The sequence below is a fragment of the Pseudomonas sp. GM74 genome (assembly GCF_000282455.1).
Taxonomy (GTDB): Bacteria; Pseudomonadota; Gammaproteobacteria; order Pseudomonadales; family Pseudomonadaceae; genus Aquipseudomonas.
In genome coordinates this window covers 44,864-64,174 of the sequence record NZ_AKJG01000095.1, presented here as the reverse complement: position 1 = coordinate 64,174, position 19,311 = coordinate 44,864, and the positions used below count along the sequence as shown (strand labels likewise).

Annotated in this window: 16 protein-coding genes; 10 read left to right on the top strand and 6 right to left on the bottom strand. The window is 60.5% G+C overall.

What is annotated here, in order from left to right; all coding sequences use genetic code 11:
* Genes flgC through flgE form a run of 3 tightly spaced genes read left to right on the top strand, consistent with a single transcriptional unit; the run spans position 1 to position 2,554 of the window.
* Positions 1-444, top strand: a complete 444-nt coding sequence (gene flgC / locus PMI34_RS09855; RefSeq protein WP_008051523.1) for a flagellar basal body rod protein FlgC — start codon at positions 1-3, stop codon at positions 442-444.
* A gap of 15 nt (positions 445-459) precedes the next feature.
* Positions 460-1,182 (top strand): flagellar hook assembly protein FlgD, encoded by a 723-nt coding sequence (flgD, locus tag PMI34_RS09860; RefSeq protein ID WP_008051521.1) that lies wholly within the window; start codon positions 460-462, stop codon positions 1,180-1,182.
* A 31-nt stretch (positions 1,183-1,213) separates the two neighbouring features.
* Positions 1,214-2,554 (top strand): flagellar hook protein FlgE, encoded by a 1,341-nt coding sequence (gene flgE, locus PMI34_RS09865; protein WP_008051520.1) that lies wholly within the window; start codon positions 1,214-1,216, stop codon positions 2,552-2,554.
* Positions 2,555-2,839: 285 nt separating this feature from the next.
* On the opposite strand, the gene PMI34_RS09870 is transcribed toward flgE, so the two are convergent.
* Positions 2,840-5,734: a ribonucleoside-diphosphate reductase subunit alpha gene (locus PMI34_RS09870; protein ID WP_008051519.1), complete on the bottom strand. Its 2,895-nt coding sequence runs from the start codon at positions 5,732-5,734 to the stop codon at positions 2,840-2,842.
* Positions 5,735-6,474: 740 nt separating this feature from the next.
* Here PMI34_RS09870 and PMI34_RS09875 point away from each other — a divergent pair.
* Positions 6,475-7,197, top strand: coding sequence for a response regulator (locus PMI34_RS09875; RefSeq protein ID WP_008051517.1), 723 nt, complete (start codon positions 6,475-6,477; stop codon positions 7,195-7,197).
* Positions 7,194-8,804, top strand: a complete 1,611-nt coding sequence (locus PMI34_RS09880) for an ATP-binding protein (protein ID WP_008051515.1) — start codon at positions 7,194-7,196, stop codon at positions 8,802-8,804. Before PMI34_RS09875 ends, PMI34_RS09880 begins: the two co-directional genes overlap by 4 nt.
* A gap of 126 nt (positions 8,805-8,930) precedes the next feature.
* Here the strand turns inward: PMI34_RS09880 and PMI34_RS09885 are convergent, their stop codons facing one another.
* The gene (locus PMI34_RS09885) at positions 8,931-9,656 is read right to left on the bottom strand and encodes a 4'-phosphopantetheinyl transferase family protein (RefSeq protein ID WP_202949457.1); all 726 of its coding nucleotides are present in this window, start codon (positions 9,654-9,656) and stop codon (positions 8,931-8,933) included.
* 133 nt (positions 9,657-9,789) lie between these two features.
* Complete coding sequence (locus PMI34_RS09890) at positions 9,790-10,581, bottom strand: dienelactone hydrolase family protein (RefSeq protein WP_008051513.1); 792 nt, start codon at positions 10,579-10,581, stop codon at positions 9,790-9,792.
* Between the two features lie 146 nt (positions 10,582-10,727).
* On the opposite strand from PMI34_RS09890, the gene PMI34_RS09895 reads away from it, so the two are divergent.
* From PMI34_RS09895 to PMI34_RS09905, 3 genes are all read left to right on the top strand, one after another.
* The gene (locus PMI34_RS09895; protein WP_008051512.1) at positions 10,728-11,330 is read left to right on the top strand and encodes a hypothetical protein; all 603 of its coding nucleotides are present in this window, start codon (positions 10,728-10,730) and stop codon (positions 11,328-11,330) included.
* Between the two features lie 120 nt (positions 11,331-11,450).
* Positions 11,451-12,128, top strand: a complete 678-nt coding sequence (locus PMI34_RS09900; protein ID WP_008051507.1) for a response regulator transcription factor — start codon at positions 11,451-11,453, stop codon at positions 12,126-12,128.
* On the top strand, positions 12,125-13,471 hold the full coding sequence (locus tag PMI34_RS09905) for an ATP-binding protein (protein WP_008051504.1): 1,347 nt from the start codon (positions 12,125-12,127) through the stop codon (positions 13,469-13,471). Before PMI34_RS09900 ends, PMI34_RS09905 begins: the two co-directional genes overlap by 4 nt.
* A gap of 173 nt (positions 13,472-13,644) precedes the next feature.
* On the opposite strand, the gene PMI34_RS09910 is transcribed toward PMI34_RS09905, so the two are convergent.
* Positions 13,645-14,643: an AraC family transcriptional regulator gene (locus tag PMI34_RS09910; protein WP_008051503.1), complete on the bottom strand. Its 999-nt coding sequence runs from the start codon at positions 14,641-14,643 to the stop codon at positions 13,645-13,647.
* A gap of 339 nt (positions 14,644-14,982) precedes the next feature.
* Here PMI34_RS09910 and PMI34_RS09915 point away from each other — a divergent pair, with 339 nt between their 5' ends.
* Together PMI34_RS09915 and PMI34_RS09920 are read left to right on the top strand one after the other, a co-directional pair.
* Positions 14,983-16,317 carry a dicarboxylate/amino acid:cation symporter gene (locus tag PMI34_RS09915; RefSeq protein ID WP_008051501.1) on the top strand — a complete coding sequence of 445 codons (1,335 nt, stop codon included), beginning with the start codon at positions 14,983-14,985 and terminating at the stop codon, positions 16,315-16,317.
* A 144-nt stretch (positions 16,318-16,461) separates the two neighbouring features.
* Positions 16,462-17,643 carry a CaiB/BaiF CoA transferase family protein gene (locus tag PMI34_RS09920; RefSeq protein ID WP_008051498.1) on the top strand — a complete coding sequence of 394 codons (1,182 nt, stop codon included), beginning with the start codon at positions 16,462-16,464 and terminating at the stop codon, positions 17,641-17,643.
* Between the two features lie 149 nt (positions 17,644-17,792).
* Here the strand turns inward: PMI34_RS09920 and PMI34_RS09925 are convergent, their stop codons facing one another.
* The gene (locus PMI34_RS09925) at positions 17,793-18,287 is read right to left on the bottom strand and encodes a SprT family zinc-dependent metalloprotease (protein ID WP_008051497.1); all 495 of its coding nucleotides are present in this window, start codon (positions 18,285-18,287) and stop codon (positions 17,793-17,795) included.
* Between the two features lie 157 nt (positions 18,288-18,444).
* Entirely contained in the window at positions 18,445-19,047 is a 603-nt protein-coding gene (locus PMI34_RS09930; protein ID WP_008051494.1) for a Yip1 family protein, read from the bottom strand.
* Positions 19,048-19,311: the final 264 nt, after the last annotated feature.

Sequence of the window (19,311 nt, the reverse complement as noted above, 5' to 3'; positions counted from 1 at the left end):
ATGTCTCTATCCAGTGTTTTCAACATTGCCGGTAGCGGCATGAGTGCGCAGACCACGCGCTTGAACACCGTCGCTTCGAACATCGCCAACGCCGAGACCGTCTCATCGAGCATCGACCAGACCTACCGTGCGCGCCACCCGGTGTTCGCCACCATGTTCCAGGGCGGGCAGAGCAGCGGCAGCGATTCGCTATTCCAGAGCCAGGACGCCGCCGGTCAGGGCGTGCAGGTGCTGGGTGTGGTCGAAGACCAGAGCAATCTTGAAGCGCGCTACGAGCCGAACCATCCGGCAGCCGATGCCAAGGGTTACGTCTACTACCCGAACGTCAACGTGGTGGAGGAAATGGCCGACATGATTTCCGCGAGCCGCTCGTTCCAGACCAACGCCGAAATGATGAACACCGCCAAAACCATGATGCAGAAGGTCCTGACCCTCGGTCAGTGATAAGGGGCGACTCAGATGAGTGTTACCGATTCCACCAGTGGTTTGAGCCTCAAGGACATCCTGGCCAACTCCTCGATCAAGACCACCACTACGACTGATGGTCTTGCATCGGCCACCAACAGCGCCACGGGCAACAAAGCCCTGGGCAAGGATGCATTCCTTCAGTTGCTGGTGACCCAGCTGAAAAATCAGAACCCGCTGGAGCCGCAGGACAACGGTGCTTTCGTGGCCCAGTTGGCGCAGTTCAGCAGCCTGGAAGGCATCACCACGCTCAACGACACCGTGAGCGGGCTGGCCAGCAACTACAACTCGTCCCAGGCCTTGCAGGCTTCGTCGCTGGTGGGGCGTTCAGTCATTGCACCCGGTGACAAGGCTGTGGTCGACACGTCGAAGAGCCTCAGCGGTACGGTAGTGGTGCCATCGTCGGTGGCCGCCGCCACCCTGAAGATCACTGATGCGAACGGCAAGACCGTACGTACCATCGACCTGGGCGCTCAGAAGGCAGGCAACGCCAGTTTCATCTGGGACGGCAAGAATGACGCGGGTGAAACGGTAGCGGCTGGCACTTACACCTTCGGCGCTACCAGCACGATCGATGGGCAGTCCGTGGCGCTGATCACCAATCTGCCAGCGACCGTCAACAGCGTGACCATCAGCCAGACTGGCGGTGAGTTGATGCTCAATCTGGCCGGGCTGGGCACCGTCGCTCTGTCCAAAGTACAAACCATTGGCATGTAAGGCCGACTAACCCGGCACAAAGGAGTGGATTATGTCTTTTAATATCGGCCTTAGCGGTCTCTTTGCATCCAACAAACAACTGGACGTGACCGGCAACAACATCGCCAACGTCGCGACCACCGGTTTCAAATCGTCCCGTGCAGAATTCGAAGATGTGTACTCGGCAACTCGCCTGGGCACCGGCAGCAAGACCGTCGGCAACGGCGTGCGCCTGGCCAACATTTCCCAGCAGTTCGGCCAGGGTGACGTGAATAACACCGGCAACGTGCTCGACATGGGTATCCAGGGCAATGGCTTCTTCGTCCTGAGCAACAACGGTTCGCTGACCTACACCCGTGCCGGTACGTTCAAGACCGACAAGGATGGCTACGTGACGAACAGCGACGGTACGGCCCGTCTGCAGGGTTATGGTGTGGACTCCAATGGCAAGATCCTCAACGGAGTGTTGACCGACCTGCGGATCGACACCTCCAATCTGGCGCCGAAATCCACCAGCACCGTTTCGTCGACGATCAACCTGAACTCTACGGCCGTGGTGATTGACCAGTCGGTCGCCACCAACAAATTCGATCCGACCAAACAGGCAACTTTCACCAAGCAGTTCAGTACCCCGATTTTCGACACTCAGGGTAACCAGCACACCATGGATCAATACATGGTCAAGACCGGGCCGAACACTTGGGATACCTACACTCTGATCGATGGCCGCAACCCGGACGGCTCCTCGCCTACCGGCACGGGGGCGGTCGATCCAATTGCTTCGACCATGACGTTTGATACATCCGGCAAACTGGTTTCGGTCAGCACGCCAGTGACGCCGCCGACGACCCCGCCAACATCGACCTTCAGCAATGACCTGAAAATCAGCAACTGGACGCCGGGTACCGTCACCAATGGTGTCTGGGCAGCCAACGGCGCGGCAGCCGATCCGGCGGGCCTGACCATTGCCATGGGCAACACCACCCAGTTCAACGCCGACACCGCGCGTTCGATTCCATCGCAGAACGGTTATGCCACTGGCCAGATCACCAACCTGACCATCGATGGCAGCGGCGTACTGCTGGCCAACTTCAGCAACAACCAGACCAAGCCAATCGGCCAGATTTCGTTGGCCAGTTTCACCAACGAACAAGGTCTGCAGCCGGTGGGTGGGTCCAGCTGGAAGGAAACCTACACCTCGGGTATTCCGGGCTACGATGCGCCGGAGACAGGCACCCTGGGTTCGATCGTTTCCAACTCCCTGGAAGAGTCCAACGTCAACCTGACCAACGAACTGGTCGACCTGATCAAGGCGCAGAGCAACTACCAGGCGAACGCCAAGACCATTTCCACCCAGAGCACCATCATGCAGACCATCATTCAGATGACCTGATGCTGGAAAGTGCTGCATAAAAAGCCCCTCGAGAGAGGGGCTTTTTTGTGGCCTGAGGTTTTGTGCTGGAGGTGATGGCCTCTTCGTCGGAACGCCGCCCGGAGCAAGCCCGCTCCCACAGTTGATCGTGTTTATCTGGAAAGACTCGGTCCCCTGTGGGAGCGGGCTTGCCCGCGAAAGCGTCATATCAGTCACTGCTTTCCTTGAGGCAAAAGAAAACCCCCGACCCGCCAGAGGCAGATCGGGGGTTTCGAGCAAGCACCTTTCGGTGCTTGCTGGCTCAGCTTACTGGCAAGCTTCGCAATCCGGCTCGTCGATGGCGCAAGCCTTTGGCACTGGAGCAGGGCCGGCAGGAGCTGCCAGGACCGAGTCGTCACCGTGGTTGCCGCCGCTGGAAACAGCATTCAGCTTGCCGGTGTTGATGGTCGACTTTTCGGTGCTGGTCGCAGCCAGGGCACGGAGGTAGTAAGTGGTTTTCAGGCCACGGTACCAGGCCATGCGGTAGGTCACGTCCAGCTTCTTGCCCGAAGCGCCGGCGATGTACAGGTTCAGCGACTGAGCCTGGTCGATCCACTTCTGACGACGGCTGGCGGCGTCGACGATCCACTTGGTGTCCACTTCGAACGCAGTCGCGTAGAGCTCTTTGAGTTCTTGCGGGATGCGCTCGATCTGCTGCACCGAACCGTCGTAGTACTTCAGGTCGTTGATCATGACCGAGTCCCACAGGCCGCGAGCCTTCAGGTCGCGAACCAGATACGGGTTGATCACGGTGAATTCGCCCGACAGGTTCGATTTCACATACAGGTTCTGGTAGGTCGGTTCGATCGACTGCGATACGCCGGTGATGTTGGCGATGGTCGCGGTCGGTGCGATGGCCATGATGTTCGAGTTACGGATGCCTTTCTGTACACGGGCGCGAACCGGTGCCCAGTCCAGGGATTCGTTCAGGTCGACATCGATGTACTTCTGGCCGCGGGCCTCGATCAGGATCTGTTGCGAATCCAGCGGCAGGATGCCCTTGGACCACAGCGAACCCTGGAAGGTGTCGTAGGCGCCGCGCTCGTCGGCCAGGTCGCAGGAAGCCTGGATCGCGTAGTAGCTGACCGCTTCCATCGACTTGTCGGCGAACTCGACGGCTGCATTGGAACCGTAAGGGATGTGCTGCAGGTACAAAGCGTCCTGGAAGCCCATGATGCCCAGGCCAACCGGACGGTGCTTGAAGTTGGAGTTCTTCGCTTGCGGCACCGAGTAGTAGTTGATATCGATCACGTTATCGAGCATGCGCACGGCGGTGTTCACGGTGCGTTGCAGCTTGGCGGTGTCCAGCTTGCCGTCGGCGATGTGGTTCGGCAGGTTGATCGAGCCCAGGTTGCAAACGGCGATCTCGTCCTTGTTGGTGTTCAAGGTGATCTCGGTGCACAGGTTCGAGCTGTGGACCACGCCTACGTGCTGCTGCGGGCTGCGCAGGTTGCACGGGTCCTTGAAGGTCAGCCACGGGTGGCCGGTTTCAAACAGCATGGACAGCATCTTGCGCCACAGGTCTTTGGCCTGGATGGTCTTGAACAGCTTGACCTTGCCCGGGTACTCGGTCAGGGCTTCGTAGTACTCGTAGCGCTCTTCGAAGGCCTTGCCGGTCAGGTCGTGCAGGTCCGGTACTTCGGACGGCGAGAACAGGGTCCACTTGCCGTCATCGAAGACGCGCTTCATGAACAGGTCAGGGATCCAGTTGGCGGTGTTCATGTCGTGGGTACGACGACGGTCATCACCGGTGTTCTTGCGCAGCTCGATGAACTCTTCGATGTCCATGTGCCAGGTTTCCAGGTAGGCACACACAGCGCCTTTGCGCTTGCCACCCTGGTTAACGGCAACGGCGGTGTCGTTGACGACTTTCAGGAACGGTACGACGCCCTGGGACTTGCCGTTGGTGCCCTTGATGTACGAACCCAGCGCACGAACCGGGGTCCAGTCGTTGCCCAGGCCGCCAGCGAATTTCGACAGCATGGCGTTGTCGTGGATCGCGTGGTAGATGCCCGACAGGTCATCCGGCACGGTGGTCAGGTAGCAGCTCGACAGCTGTGGACGCAGGGTACCGGCGTTGAACAGGGTCGGGGTCGAAGCCATGTAGTCGAAGGACGACAACAGGTTGTAGAACTCGATGGCACGGGCTTCGCGGTCTTTCTCTTCGATCGCCAGGCCCATGGCCACGCGCATGAAGAAGATCTGCGGCAGTTCGAAACGCACGCCATCCTTGTGGATGAAGTAACGGTCGTACAGGGTCTGCAGGCCCAGGTAGGTGAATTGCTGGTCGCGCTCGTGGTTGATCGCCTTGCCCAGTTTTTCCAGGTCGAAGGAGGCCAGCTCAGGGTTCAGCAGCTCAAATTCGATACCCTTGGCGATGTAGGCCGGCAGCGCCTTGGCGTACAGGTCGGCCATCTCGTGGTGAGTGGCGCTCTCGGCCACGCCGAGGAAGCCCAGGCCTTCGCCGCGCAAGGTGTCCATCAGCAGGCGCGCGGTCACGAACGAGTAGTTCGGCTCGCGTTCAACCAGGGTACGGGCAGTCATCACCAGGGCGGTGTTGACGTCGTTCAGGGCCACGCCGTCGTACAGGTTCTTCAGGGTTTCGCGCTGGATCAGGTCGCCGTCGACTTCTTCCAGGCCTTCGCACGCTTCGGTGACGATGGTGTTCAGGCGGCCCATGTCCAGCGGCGCCAGGCTGCCGTCGGCACGGGTGATGCGGATCGACGGGTGAGCGTTGACCGCTTCTTCTGCCGGAGCGTGGGCAGCGCGTTCTTTCGAACGACCGTCACGGTAGATCACATAGTCGCGGGCCACTTTCTGCTCGCCGGCACGCATCAGGGCCAGTTCGACCTGGTCCTGGATTTCTTCGATGTGGATGGTGCCGCCCGATGGCATGCGACGCTTGAAGGTCGCGGTGACCTGTTCGGTCAGGCGGGCAACGGTGTCGTGGATTCGCGACGAGGCAGCAGCGGTGCCGCCTTCAACTGCGAGGAACGCTTTGGTGATGGCGACGGTGATTTTGTCATCGGTGTAGGGAACGACAGTGCCGTTACGCTTGATCACACGCAACTGACCTGGCGCGGTGGCGGACAGATCCGAATTCGAATCAGCGGCCTGCGGCAAGGTGCCCTGCGGGTTCTCGCGAGTTGTGTCGGTTTGCATGGGGGGGTGTCTCCACATTCTCTATGTTTGTTTGGGCACCTTCACGGTGCCCACCGTTCCGTCCTGAAGCACTACAACCGGCGAGGGCCGGGCATAACAACTTCGGGACAGATCAGGAAGGGGGCTATAGGGCGCCGCTTCCATGCCGAAGTCTTTGGTCTCACGCCTTGGGCCTGAGACCGGGGTCCTTTGAGGTGACAGTTCTGGACTGCAACACCCGTACCGTTTTCACCACGTGGGGCCGAAATACAGTAGCCATCCGCACGCGCGGTTTGGTCTTTCAAAAATACGTAGGGTTCAACCGGACAGAGGCAGTAAAAGCGCTTGAAATTGGTGTCTGGTTTGTGTTTGGTTTTTTGCGCAAAACCCTACATCTAGGGGTTTTTTAGCGCCGGGGTACAAGATAATGCGTTTTAGGGGGGGATTGCAACGTACTACCTGTGGATAAACCTGTGCGTAAATTGTGTGTGAAAGAGGTAATCGGCGTGTAGGCCGCGACGCTGCTGGACCGGACCTTTTTTCAGCGATTTTCAACCATCGAAAACGCCCGGGCGGATTTTTAAGGGCGCGAACCCTATCACAAAAAAGCGTGTTGTCCGAACGCATTTACCCGCTTGTGTTCTCGACGGGCGGCGTTTATACAATCGGCCCAGCGTGTATACATATTTATCCCCCCGAATCATTACAAAAAGACGGGCGGATCCTTCCTTATTAGTGTTTTTGGCAAGCAGAGGTCACCCGTGGAGCAAGAAGCCTGGCAGGTATTGATTGTGGAGGACGACCAGCGACTGGCCGAACTGACCCGCGATTACCTGGAAGCCAATGGCCTGCGTGTATCGATCGAAGGCAATGGTGCGCTTGCTGCCAATCGCATCATCAAGGAACAACCGGACCTGGTGATCCTCGACCTGATGCTCCCCGGTGAAGATGGCCTGAGTATTTGTCGCAAGGTCCGCGCCCGCTATGACGGCCCGATCCTGATGCTTACTGCCCGCACCGATGACACTGACCAGATCCTCGGCCTGGACCTGGGGGCTGACGATTACGTCTGCAAACCGGTACGCCCGCGTTTGCTGCTGGCGCGTATCCAGGCCTTGCTGCGTCGCAGTGAGACGCCCGAAGTCGCCCCGGAAAAACAGCGGCGTCTACAGTTCGGTCCGTTGATCGTTGACAACGCCTTGCGCGAAGCCTGGTTGCAGGGCAACGGCATCGAGTTGACCAGCGCCGAATTCGACCTGCTCTGGCTATTGGTGGCCAATGCCGGGCGCATCCTCTCCCGGGAAGAGATCTTCACCGCGCTGCGGGGCATCGGCTATGACGGCCAGGACCGCTCCATCGATGTGCGCATCTCGCGCATCCGCCCGAAGATCGGCGATGATCCGGAGCATCCACGGCTGATCAAGACCGTGCGCAGCAAGGGCTATCTGTTCGTTCCCGAGGCTTGCGTAGACCCGTCCCTGTGAACTCGATCTTCCTGCGTATCTATGGCGGCATGTGCGCCGCGCTGATTCTGGTGGCGGTGCTCGGTGTGCTGGCGTTGCACCTGCTCAATGAGGTGCGCAGCGAGCAATACCGCGAACGCCTGGCCCACGGCACGTTCTCGCTGATGGCCGATAACCTGCAACCGATGAACCAGACCGAGCGCCACCGGGCCTTGCTGGTGTGGGAGCGGCTGCTGGGGATTCCGCTGGCGCTGAAAACCTTTGCCGAGACCGACCTCGACCTGACCCAGCGCACCCGTGTGTTGCGCGGCCAGGCTTTGGTGGAGCAGACCGGACCGCACGCGGCGAAGGTCTACAAGCTGCTCAGCGACAAGGAGCAGTTGATGCTCACCGGGGAAGTGCAGCAGATCAGTGAGCAACTGGCCCGGGCGACCATCTACCTGTTGACCGATGAGCTGGTGCGCACCCCGGTTGCCGACCAGCCCTTGCGCCTGGCGCAATTGAAGGAAAGCAAGGGTTTCGGCTTCGACCTGCGTCTGGTCACGGTCGACGAGGCGGACATGGATGAAGACCAGAGCCGCCGGGTATCCGAAGGTGACACCGTGATGGCGCTGGGCAAGGGGGGGGATTCGATCAGGGTGTTTGCCGGCATGGTGGGCACGCCGTGGGTCCTGGAAATCGGCCCTTTGTACCAGATGAATCCCTATCCGCCGGAGTGGCTGGTGCTGATCGCCGCCCTGGGCCTGACGCTGATCGGTTTGATCGTCTATCTGTTGGTGCGCCAGCTCGAGCGACGTTTGCGTGGCCTGGAAGCCGCCGCCACGCGTATCGCCAAGGGCAGCCTGGAAACCCGTGTGCCGGCGCGCGGTGCGGACTCGGTGGGACGGCTGGCCTCGGCGTTCAATGGCATGGCCGAACACTTGCAGCAGTTGCTGGCGATCCAGCGCGAACTGGTGCGCGCGGTGTCCCACGAATTGCGCACACCGGTGGCGCGCCTGCGCTTTGGCCTGGAGATGATCGGTTCGGCCACCACGCCGCAAGCCCTGGAAAAATACTGCCAGGGCATGGACCACGACATCGAGGATCTCGACCGGCTGGTGGACGAGATGCTGACCTACGCGCGGTTGGAGCAGGGCTCGCCGGCGCTGAACTTTCAGCGCATCGATCTGGATGCCTTGGTCGATCAGGTGATCGAAGAGCTGGCGCCGTTGCGCGCCGACGTTACGGTGCAACGCGGGTTGTGCCTGTCGGCCGCCGACAACGACGACGCCTGGGTCGAGGCTGAACCGCGCTATCTGCATCGGGCGATCCAGAACCTGGTGACCAATGCCATGCGCCATGCGCAATCACGGGTGACCATCAGCTATCAGGTAGGGCAGCAGCGATGCCGGGTGGATATCGAGGATGACGGGCCGGGTGTGCCGGAGTCAGCGTGGGAAAAGATCTTTACGCCGTTCCTGCGTCTGGACGATAGCCGCACCCGTGCATCTGGAGGCCATGGGTTAGGCCTGTCCATTGTGCGACGCATCATCCATTGGCATGACGGGCGCGCGTTGATCGGCAAGAGCAAGAGCCTGGGCGGGGCGTGTTTCAGCCTGAGCTGGCCGCGCAATCAGGAGAAGCGTTGAACCTTGTGCTGTCTGTTGCGGCCCCATCGCGAGCAAGCTCGCTCCCACACTGGATCTATGTCACGCCACAAATCCCTGTGGGAGCGAGCTTGCTCGCGATGGGGCCAGAATGGGCGCCAAAAAACCTCAGGCCCTGATACTGACCAGACTCAACAACTGCCCGTCCTTGACCCCGAACTGTGCATCCAGCTCGGTGCCATTGCGCCATTCGCTGGACAGATCAGTGAGCAATCGCAGCCGAACCTCGCCCGACTCACGCCACTCCAGCACTTCGGCATGTTCGAAGTAAAAGCGTTGCTGAACGATCGGATAGAGCGCCTTGAACAGGCTTTCCTTGACCGAGAAAGTCAGGGTGACCAGCAACGCCCGTCGATCGTGATCAGCGGCCGCCATGCGCTGTAGCTCCGGCGGATTGAGGATTTCCCCGGCCAGGCGTTCGGCCCGTTCGGCATTGAGCAGGTTTTCCAGGTCCATGCCCAAGCCGCGCCAATGGTCTTTGTTCGCCACGATCGCCGCGGCCCGGCCAGTGCTGTGGGTGATCGAGCCTGTGATATGAGCAGGCCAGACCGGTGCCCGGTCCTCACCGATGGCGGGAATGAAACTCAAGCCTTCCAGTCGCTGCAACGCGGCCCGGGCGCACACTCGCCCGGCGAGATACTCCGCCTGCCGTTTGGCCACCGAGCGCTGGATGTTCGCCGGTGCCTCGACAGCACTGCGCTGAAAGTCATCGCTGGCCAGTCGGGCGCTATCGAAATGAGTGCTCAGCAGGACCGTATCGGGCAGCAGGAACGGCAGCGGCCAATGGTCATCGAGGGGCGTGCAGCAGAAGGGCAGGGCGGGGGCTGGATTCATATAAGGCATTTTGCCGGGTTGGCTTGAGGCTGGGTAGTGCAAAGCTTCTGATCGGTGGTGCGGCCTTCGCGAGCAGGCTCGCTCACACAGTGGATCTGTGTGAGCGAGCCTGCTCGCGAAGCGGTCTACCGGCTCAGTTGAAGATCTTTTTGAAAAACGCCTGCATGTCCGCCCACGACTTTTCATCCGCGGCCTTGTTGTAGCCAATGTCCGGCCCGCCATGATCGCCATGGCCCAGTCGATCGGCATCCGGGTTGGTGAAGCCGTGCCTGGCACCGTCGAGGCTGACGAATTGATAGTCGGCGCCGGCCTTGTCCATCTCGCTCTTGAACGCCGTGATGTTCTCCGGGGTGACGATGCTGTCCAACGCCCCGTGTTCCACCAGTATTTTCGCTTTGACACTGCCCGGCGTTGCCGGCGTATTGGTTGCCAGCGCGCCATGGAAACTCACCACGCCTGCCAATGGCACGCCCTGTCTGGCGGTATTGAGCACCACGCCACCACCGAAGCAGTAGCCGATGGCGGCAATTTTATTCGGGTCGGTTTGCGGCTGTTTCTTCAGCAGGTCGAGCCCGGCCTGAAACCTCGCGCTCGATACGGCACTGTCTTTCGCCACCGCCTGCATGAAGGCCATGGCGTCCTTGGGGTGCTCGGTATTTTTGCCGTCGCCGTACATGTCGATGGCCAGGGCGCTGTAGCCCAGGCCGGCGAGATCACGGGCGCGACGCTTGGCGTAGTCGTTCAGGCCCCAGAACTCATGCACCACCACGACCCCGGGGCGCGGGCCTTTGATGGCATCGTCATAAGCGTAATAGCCGATCATTTTCGTGCCGTCGGCACTTTGGTAGGGGATTTCCCGGGTCTGGATGGCGGCCTGGCTGAGCCCGCTCAGGGCCAGCAGGAGGACAGCGAGGAACAGGCGCATGGTCGGAACTCCTGTTGAAACGTGTCGAAACATTCGGAAGGGGGCTGTTCAGCCCAGGTTCAGAGTGCGTTCAGGGGGAGTTCAGGGCGCGGTGCGTAACCTTGCTCCGTACCCAAAAAACAAACGGCACATGAGGAAACTCCCCAATGACTGGATTCAAAAAACTGCTTCTGGCATTCACGGTTCTGGGCGCAAGCACTGCGGCTTTGGCGTCCGACGACAACTTTGCCAGCCTTACTCTTGGACAGACCAGCGACAAGGTCAAAAAATCCCACGCACTGAACGACAATCTCAATCATCCGAATGCCGATGGAGTGATCGGAAAGGACACCACCTGGGGAGTTCGTCTCGGCCAGCAAAACACCAAGGGTCGCTACTACGCCACTTACGACAATGTGTCGGGCTCCCACAACGGCATTAAACTGCGTCAGGAAAATCTCCTGGGCAGCTACGATCTGTTCTACCCGGTGGGCGGCAGCACCAGGCTGTTCGGTGGTGCCACGGCCGGCCTGACCAAAATGACTCAGGAGTCGCCAGGCTTCAGCCGCGACAGCGATATCGGCTACGCCATCGGTGGCCAGATGGGTGTACTGCAACAGGTTTCGCAGAACACTTCGGTTGAACTGGGGTACCGTTACCTGCGCAGCAACGCCAGCACCGAGATGAGTGAGCGCGGCGGCAGCAAGCAGGGTTCGCTGGACCTGACCAGCAGCGCCCAGACCTACCTGTCCGCCAACTACGCTTTCTGACAAGCGTTTCGTGAACGGCCCGCGCCGGATCAGTCCGAGTGACTGATCCGGCGTTGCCATGTTAGCTATTGAGGTGCGACGTTGCGCCTCTGGAGATGTTGATTTGCCCGGGAGAGCAATATGAAATTGCTGGTCGTCGAAGATGAAGCGCTACTGCGTCATCACCTGCAAACCCGCCTGACGGAGAGCGGCCACGTGGTCGAGTCCGTGGCCAACGCCGAGGAAGCGCTGTACCAGACGGCACAGTTCAACTTTGACCTGGCGGTGATCGACCTAGGTTTGCCGGGCATGAGCGGGCTCGATCTGATCCGTCAGTTGCGCTCAAGCGGCAAGAGCTTCCCGATCCTGATCCTCACCGCGCGCGGCAACTGGCAGGACAAGGTCGAAGGCCTGGCCGCCGGCGCCGATGATTACCTGGTCAAGCCGTTTCAGTTCGAAGAGCTGGAGGCCCGCCTGAATGCCTTGCTGCGTCGCTCCAGCGGTTTCACCCAGTCGACCATCGTCGCTGGCCCGCTACTGCTGGATCTGAACCGCAAGCAGGCGTCCCTCGATGAACAGCCGCTGGCACTGACCGCGTATGAGTACCGCATTCTCGAATACCTGATGCGCCATCATCAGCAAGTGGTGCCCAAGGATCGCTTGATGGAACAGCTCTACCCGGATGACGACGAGCGCGATCCGAACGTGATCGAGGTGTTGGTCGGTCGTCTGCGCCGCAAACTGGAGGGGCCGGGCGGGTTCAAGCCGATCGACACCGTGCGCGGCCTGGGTTACCTGTTCAACGAGCGTTGCACTTGATCCGTTCGCTGCGCATACGCTTGATGCTCGCCGCCACGCTGTTGGCGGTGTTGTTCATGCTGGCGTTGCTGCCGGCCATGCAGGGTGCCTTCAGCCTGGCGCTGCAGGACTCCATCGAGCAGCGCCTGGCATCCGACGTGACCACGCTGATCTCCGCCGCCCGGGTGGAGAACAACAGCCTGCAGATGCCGGCGCAATTGCCCGACGAGCGCTTCAACCTCACCGACAGCCGATTGCTCGGCTACATCTATGACCGTGAAGGGCATCTGGTCTGGCGTTCGAAGGCGACCCAGGAAGAACGCATCAACTACAAGCCGCGCTACGACGGACGTGGCAGCGAATTTGCGCGGATCCGCGAAGCCAACGGCCAGGAGTTCTTCGTCTACGACGTCGAGGTCAAGTTGCTCGGCGGCAAAAGTGCAGCCTTCAGCATCGTGGCGTTGCAGCCGGTTCGCGAGTACGAGCTGACCCTCGAAGGCCTGCGGGAAAATCTCTATCTGGGTTTTGGCGCGGCACTGCTGGTGCTGCTGGCGTTGCTGTGGATCGGCCTGACCTGGGGCTTGCAGGCATTGCGGCGCTTGAGCCAGGAACTGGACCAGATCGAGGGTGGCACCCGCGAAAGCCTCAGTGAGGAACACCCCCGGGAATTGCTGCGCCTGACCGGTTCCCTCAACCGTTTGCTGCACAGCGAGCGGGAGCAGCGCAGTCGCTACCGTGATTCCCTCGACGACCTGGCCCATAGCCTGAAAACGCCGCTGGCGGTGTTGCAAGGCGTCAGTGAAGACATGGCCCAGCGTCCCGAGGATCGCGATCAGGCCTGGGTGCTGCAAACCCAGATCGAACGCATGAGCCAGCAGATCAGCTACCAGTTGCAGCGCGCCAGCCTGCGCAAAAGCGGCCTGGTACGTCATCAGGTGCACTTGCGGCCGGTACTGAAAAGCCTGTGCGACACGCTGGACAAGGTCTATCGCGACAAGCGCGTGCACGTCGCGTTCGACCTGCCCGACCCGTGCTACGTACCGATCGAGCAGGGCGCTCTGCTGGAGATGATGGGCAATCTGCTGGAAAACGCCTATCGCCTTTGCCTGGGCGAAATACGCATCAGCGTGCGTGAAACCCTCAGCGGCACCGAGTTGTGTGTCGAGGATGACGGCCCTGGCGTACCACAGGATCAGCGCGCACGGATTCTCGAGCGCGGAGAGCGCCTGGACCGCCAGCACCCGGGGCAGGGCATCGGCCTGGCGGTGGTCAAGGACATCATCGAAAGCTACAGCGCCAAGCTGACCCTTGGGGACTCACCGATGGGCGGGGCGGCGTTCAGGATTTACTTTCCGGTGGTTTGACCTGGCGTTTGATAGTGTTCTTTCGGGCCTCTTCGTCGGAACGCCGCCCGGAGCAAGCCCGCTCCCACAGGGTCTTGTGTGAGTCAGATGATTTGTGAACAACTTCGGCCATTGTGGGAGCGGGCTTGCCCGCGAAGAGGCCAGTGAAGACAGCAAAAAATCGGCTCTGAAACTCAGTTTTCCTGCGCCCGATAGGCCCCCGGTGTCAGCCCGGTCCACTTCTTGAACGCCCGGTGAAACGCCGACGGCTCGGAAAACCCCAGCTGCTCGGCGATCTGTTGCAACGAAAGGTCAGCGCGGCTCAGGTGATAAATCGCGATGTCCCGGCGCAGCTGGTCCTTCAACTCCTGAAAGCTCGAACCCTCTTCCCGCAAATGCCGGCGCAAGGTCTGCGGGCTAATGTGCAGGTGGGCGGCCACGGCTTCCAGGTCGGGCCAGTGTGAACTGTCACGACTGAGCAAGCGCCGCAAGCGGCTGCTCAAACTGTCGCCGTCGTCCGGGCGCGAGAGCAGGTCGGCGGGGGAGCGTTCGAGGAAATGCTTGAGGGTGCGTTCGTCCTGCAACAGCGGCATGGCCAGGTAACGGCTGTGGAACAACAGGCTGCTCTGGGGCCTGGAAAACTCAAGCGGACAGGAAAACAGCAGGTCGTACTCGGCGCCGTGTTCGGGCCTTGGGTAGCTGAACGTGGCCTGCTCCAGGCGAATGCGCTGGCCGATCAGCCAACTGCCGAAACGGTGCCAGATCACCAGCAGGCTTTCGCTGAGGAAATGGTCCGGGTCCCAGAGTCGCGAGTCGTCCAGGCTCAGGCGCACCCATTCATCTTCTCGGCTCAGGGTCAAACGCGGAGCCCCGGGGAATAGGCTATAAAACAATAAGCCGCGATGCAGTGCCTTTTCCAGATTGCGGCAATGAATCACGGCATGGCACATCATCGCGAAGCTGCCCGGCCTGCTTGGGGCTTGCCCGAACCCCAGGTACTCGTCGTCCAGCGCCAGCCATAGCGCCTGGATCAGTTGGGTGAACTGCTCCGGAGCGATGCGTGCCCGGGGCTCGTCCAGCAATTCGGGGCTGATTCCCAGTTGCTGTAGCAGGCCCGAATAGTCGTAGCCGTGCCGACGCGCGCCACCCAGGGCGGCGCGGGCAAAATGACTGGCGATGGTGCGTTCACGCATAGGAGGCAGATCCGACCGTTGAACGACGGATGGTAGCTGCGCACCGCGGGCGTGAACAGGGCGGATATCCGCCAAATAGCAGGACGACTTTTAATGGAAGGGCGGAAATCCGCCACATGCTTGTTACCGTCCGGTGACAGGGAATTGGCTGCAACCCCGGATATCAAAAGGCTTGCAGGGATTTTACGGAAGGTGGCACGGGCCTTGCGATACAGCGTGCAGAGGCCTGCCGTTGCGCAGCTCGAAAAAACAAATCCCTCCAGTGCAGGAGGGTTCGCAATTGCGGTGTAGCGGGCAACAGATGGATGTTGACACCGGGCACCCTTGAGGAACTTTGCAATGACGACTCGTCAGCCACTGTACAAATCCCTGTATTTCCAGGTGATCGTTGCAATTGTCATCGGTATCGCACTCGGTCACTTCTACCCACAGCTCGGTGTGGCCGTTAAGCCACTGGGTGACGGGTTCATCAAGCTGATCAAAATGATCATCGCCCCGATCATCTTCTGTACCGTTGTCAGCGGTATCGCCGGTATGCAGGACATGAAGTCGGTCGGCAAGACCGGTGGCTACGCGCTGCTGTACTTCGAGATCGTGTCGACCATTGCCTTGCTGGTCGGTCTGGTCGTGGTCAACATCGTGCAGCCGGGCAATGGCATGCACATCGACGTCGCCACCCTCGATGCCTCCAAGATTGCCACTTATGTTGCAGCTGGTGCGGACCAAAGCGTCGTCGGCTTCCTGCTGAACGTGATCCCGGCCACCATCGTCGGCGCCTTCGCCACCGGTGACATCCTGCAAGTGCTGATGTTCTCGGTGATCTTCGGTTTCGCCCTGCATCGCCTGGGTGCCTACGGCAAGCCGATCCTCGACTTCATCGATCGCTTCGCCCACGTGATGTTCAACATCATCAACATGATCATGAAGCTCGCGCCAATCGGTGCCTTCGGTGCCATGGCATTCACCATCGGTGCCTACGGTGTCGGCTCGCTGGTGCAGTTGGGTCAGTTGATGGCGTGCTTCTACATCACCTGCCTGCTGTTCATCCTGATCGTGCTGGGCTCCATCGCCCGCCTGCACGGCTTCAGCGTGCTGAGAATGATCCGCTACATCCGTGAGGAACTGCTGATCGTGCTGGGTACTTCTTCTTCGGAATCGGTGCTGCCACGCATGCTGATCAAGATGGAGCGTCTGGGCGCGCAGAAATCCGTCGTAGGCCTGGTGATCCCGACCGGCTACTCGTTCAACCTCGACGGTACTGCGATCTACCTGACCATGGCCGCGGTGTTCATTGCCCAGGCAACCGATACGCCCATGGACATCACGCACCAGATCACCCTGCTGGTGGTGTTGCTGCTGTCCTCCAAAGGCGCTGCGGGTGTGACCGGTAGCGGTTTCATCGTACTGGCTGCAACGCTGTCCGCCGTCGGCCACCTTCCGGTTGCCGGCCTGGCGCTGATCCTCGGTATCGACCGTTTCATGTCCGAAGCCCGTGCCCTGACCAACCTGATCGGTAACGCCGTGGCGACCATCGTTGTGGCCAAGTGGGTCAAGGAACTGGACACCGACGTGCTGCAAGCCGAGCTGGCTTCGGGCGGTCGCGGCATTGCCGACGAGCCTAAAGACGATGTTCTGGGCCACGTCGTAGAGGTAGCCCCGGCTAACGCCAAGTAAGCCTTGTCCTGATGAAAAACCCGCTTCGGCGGGTTTTTTCATGCCCGGCGTTTGAGCGTAACGGTCACTGCTCGTGGCGTATAAGGTGATTGCTGCAAAGCGATCGGCTGCCTAGGCTGTGGGCATCGTCAAGGGAGAACGCTCATGCTCGGTCCACTGGCATCACTCAAGGTTCTGGATTTCTCGACACTGCTGCCGGGGCCGTTCGCCTCGTTGCTGCTGGCGGACATGGGCGCCGAAGTGCTGCGCATCGAATCACCGACCCGCATGGACCTGTTGCGGGTGTTGCCGCCCCACGATCAAGGCGTGTCAGCCAGTCATGCCTACCTCAACCGCAACAAGCGCAGCCTCGCCCTGGACCTCAAACAGCCTGAGGCGCTGGATGTCATCAAGCAGCTGTTGCAGGACTACGACATCGTGCTGGAGCAATTCCGTCCCGGTGTCATGGAACGACTGGGCCTGGGATATGACGCCCTGAAGGCGATCAATCCAAAACTGATTTATGTGTCGATCACCGGCTACGGCCAGACCGGCCCCTACAAGGACCGCGCCGGCCATGACATCAACTACCTGGCCCTGTCCGGGTTGGCGAGTTACACCGGCCGCGCCGACACAGGGCCGCTGCCGTTGGGCATGCAGGTGGCGGATGTCGCCGGTGGTTCGTTGCACGGGGTGATTGGCCTGCTGGCGGCAGTCATTGCCCGGCAGCAAAGCGGTCAGGGCCAGCACCTGGATGTCAGCATGACCGACTGCGCGTTCAGCCTGAATGCGCTGGCGGGTGCCGGGTATCTGGCCTGCGGCGTCGAGCCGGGTCCGGAAAACCAGGTGCTCAATGGCGGCAGCTTCTACGATTACTACCGCTCCCGGGATGGGCGCTGGCTGTCGGTGGGCAGCCTGGAGCCGGTGTTCATGAAGCAGTTGTGCGCGGCGCTGGGGCTGGAGGAACTGGCTGGCCTCGGCCTGTCACCGCAACCGGCGCATCAGAAACAGCTAAAAGACGCGCTGAGGGTCGAATTCGAAAAGCATGATTTTGCCGAGTTGCGTGCGCTGTTCGCGGAACTGGATGCGTGCGTCGAACCGGTGTTGAGCCTGGGAGAAGCGCTGTGTCATCCGCAGTTGCAAGCGCGGGAGTTGGTGACCGATGTGCCGCGGGACGATGGTTCAACCCAGGCGCAGATGGCATGCCCGCTGAAGTTTTCAGAGGGCTTGCCTGAGCCGAAGCATATCGGCGTGGCGCTGGGGCAGCATACGGATCAGGTGTTGGGGGAGTTGGGGTTTAGCGTTGAGCGGATTGCTGAATTGCGGTTCGCCAAGGTAATTCTCTAGCGTCTGCTCCGGCCTCTTCGCGGGCAAGCCCGCTCCCACAGGGATTCGCGTCGATGACAGGTTCTGTGGACAACCCCGGCCAGTGTGGGAGCGGGCTTGCTCCGGGCGGCGTTCCGACGAAGAGGCCAGTACAGCCACCGCAAATCTCGCTACTCGACCCGCATCTCCCCACTGAACACCAAGGTGTTGCGACACCGCCGGCACAGATACCGCCGCCCTTGCCGAACCAGGCTGTGGCGCTGGGCCGAGAACGGGAAGTCGCTGTCGGCGCACGGGCACTTGTAGATGTAGCGGGTCACGCTGCGGCGTTTGACGTCATAGGTGTGGCAGCGGTTGGGCGGCAGTTCGTACACGCCGCGCATGATCAATTGCCACTCTTCGCCATGGGGCTGGATGCGGTCGCCGAACAGCTGGTGGGCGATCAGGTGCGCGACTTCATGGGCCACGGTCTGCTTGAGGAAGTCTTCGGCGTTTTCCCGGTACAGCTGCGGGTTGAAGCGCAGCAGGTTCTCGTGCAAATGCGCGACACCGGCTTTTTGCCCGCGCAGCTTGAGGCTCACCACGGGGCGCTTGAAAGGTCGTTTGAAAAAGGATTCGGCTAGTTGGAAACAGTCTTCGACGCGGGTATTGAGTTGCTCGGGCATGCTTGATGGATCTCCAGAGCGCTCGAGTATGCCGCAACACTCGGACCTTGCGAATCGCCAGGTTGATGAATGGTCGTGTGCCGCCTCGTTGCTGAAGAAAGAAAAGGCCGCCTTGCGGCGGCCCTTGTCGGCAGTTCCGATTTTCAGTGATGAGCGGCTAACTGGTGTAGACCGGGCCCACGCCGAGTCCCCAGACAATTACTGTGAATGCCATGATGGCGACCAGCACCACCAGGCCTACGGCGAGCACTGAACTTGAAAACAGGAAACCCTCGTCAGATGGAATGTTCATGAATGTCGGTAAGCCCACATACAGCAAGTACACCGTGTAGCAGATGGCGGCGGTGCCGACGATCATCCCCAGCCACAAGTGTGGGTACAAGGCCGCGAGGCCGCCGATGAACAGCGGTGTAGCGGTGTAGGTTGCAAACGCAATGCAGCGGGCCAGGCTTGGGTTGGCGTCATAGGTGCGGGCCATCCAGTGGATGAATGCGCCCATTACCGCGACACCGCCGAGCATCGCCAGGTACGACATGATCGTCATCCATATCGCGCTTTCTACGGTCAGCATGACGGGCGGTCGATTGCCGATGACCCAGCCGACCTGTGTGGTGCCAATAAAGGCAGACACGGCGGGGATCGCCGCCAGGATCAGCGTATGGGTCAGGTACATGTGGCTGATGCTTTCCTCCTGGTCGCCACGGATTTCTTTCCATTCTTGGTCAGGGTGGGTGAAGAGCCCCACTACGTGATGGATCATGCCAGTCACTCCTCTTGTTTTTACCATCGCCCCCCAGCGGAGCGCCTACGGGCCAATGCGGCCAAGCAAGTCATAGGTCTGAATTTGTACGCGACCTTATGTCGCAGTATAGGGAGGAGTTTCCCCAGTGGGAGTAGGGGCTTTAGAGCAAATCGCGCTGTAAACACAGTTGTTAATCGCCGCGGGGTCTGTGGCGAACAGCCCATTTGGCGAGGCACTTCGCCCCTGAGGTGTTTTTGCGTAAAATGCCGGCCTTTCGTCACA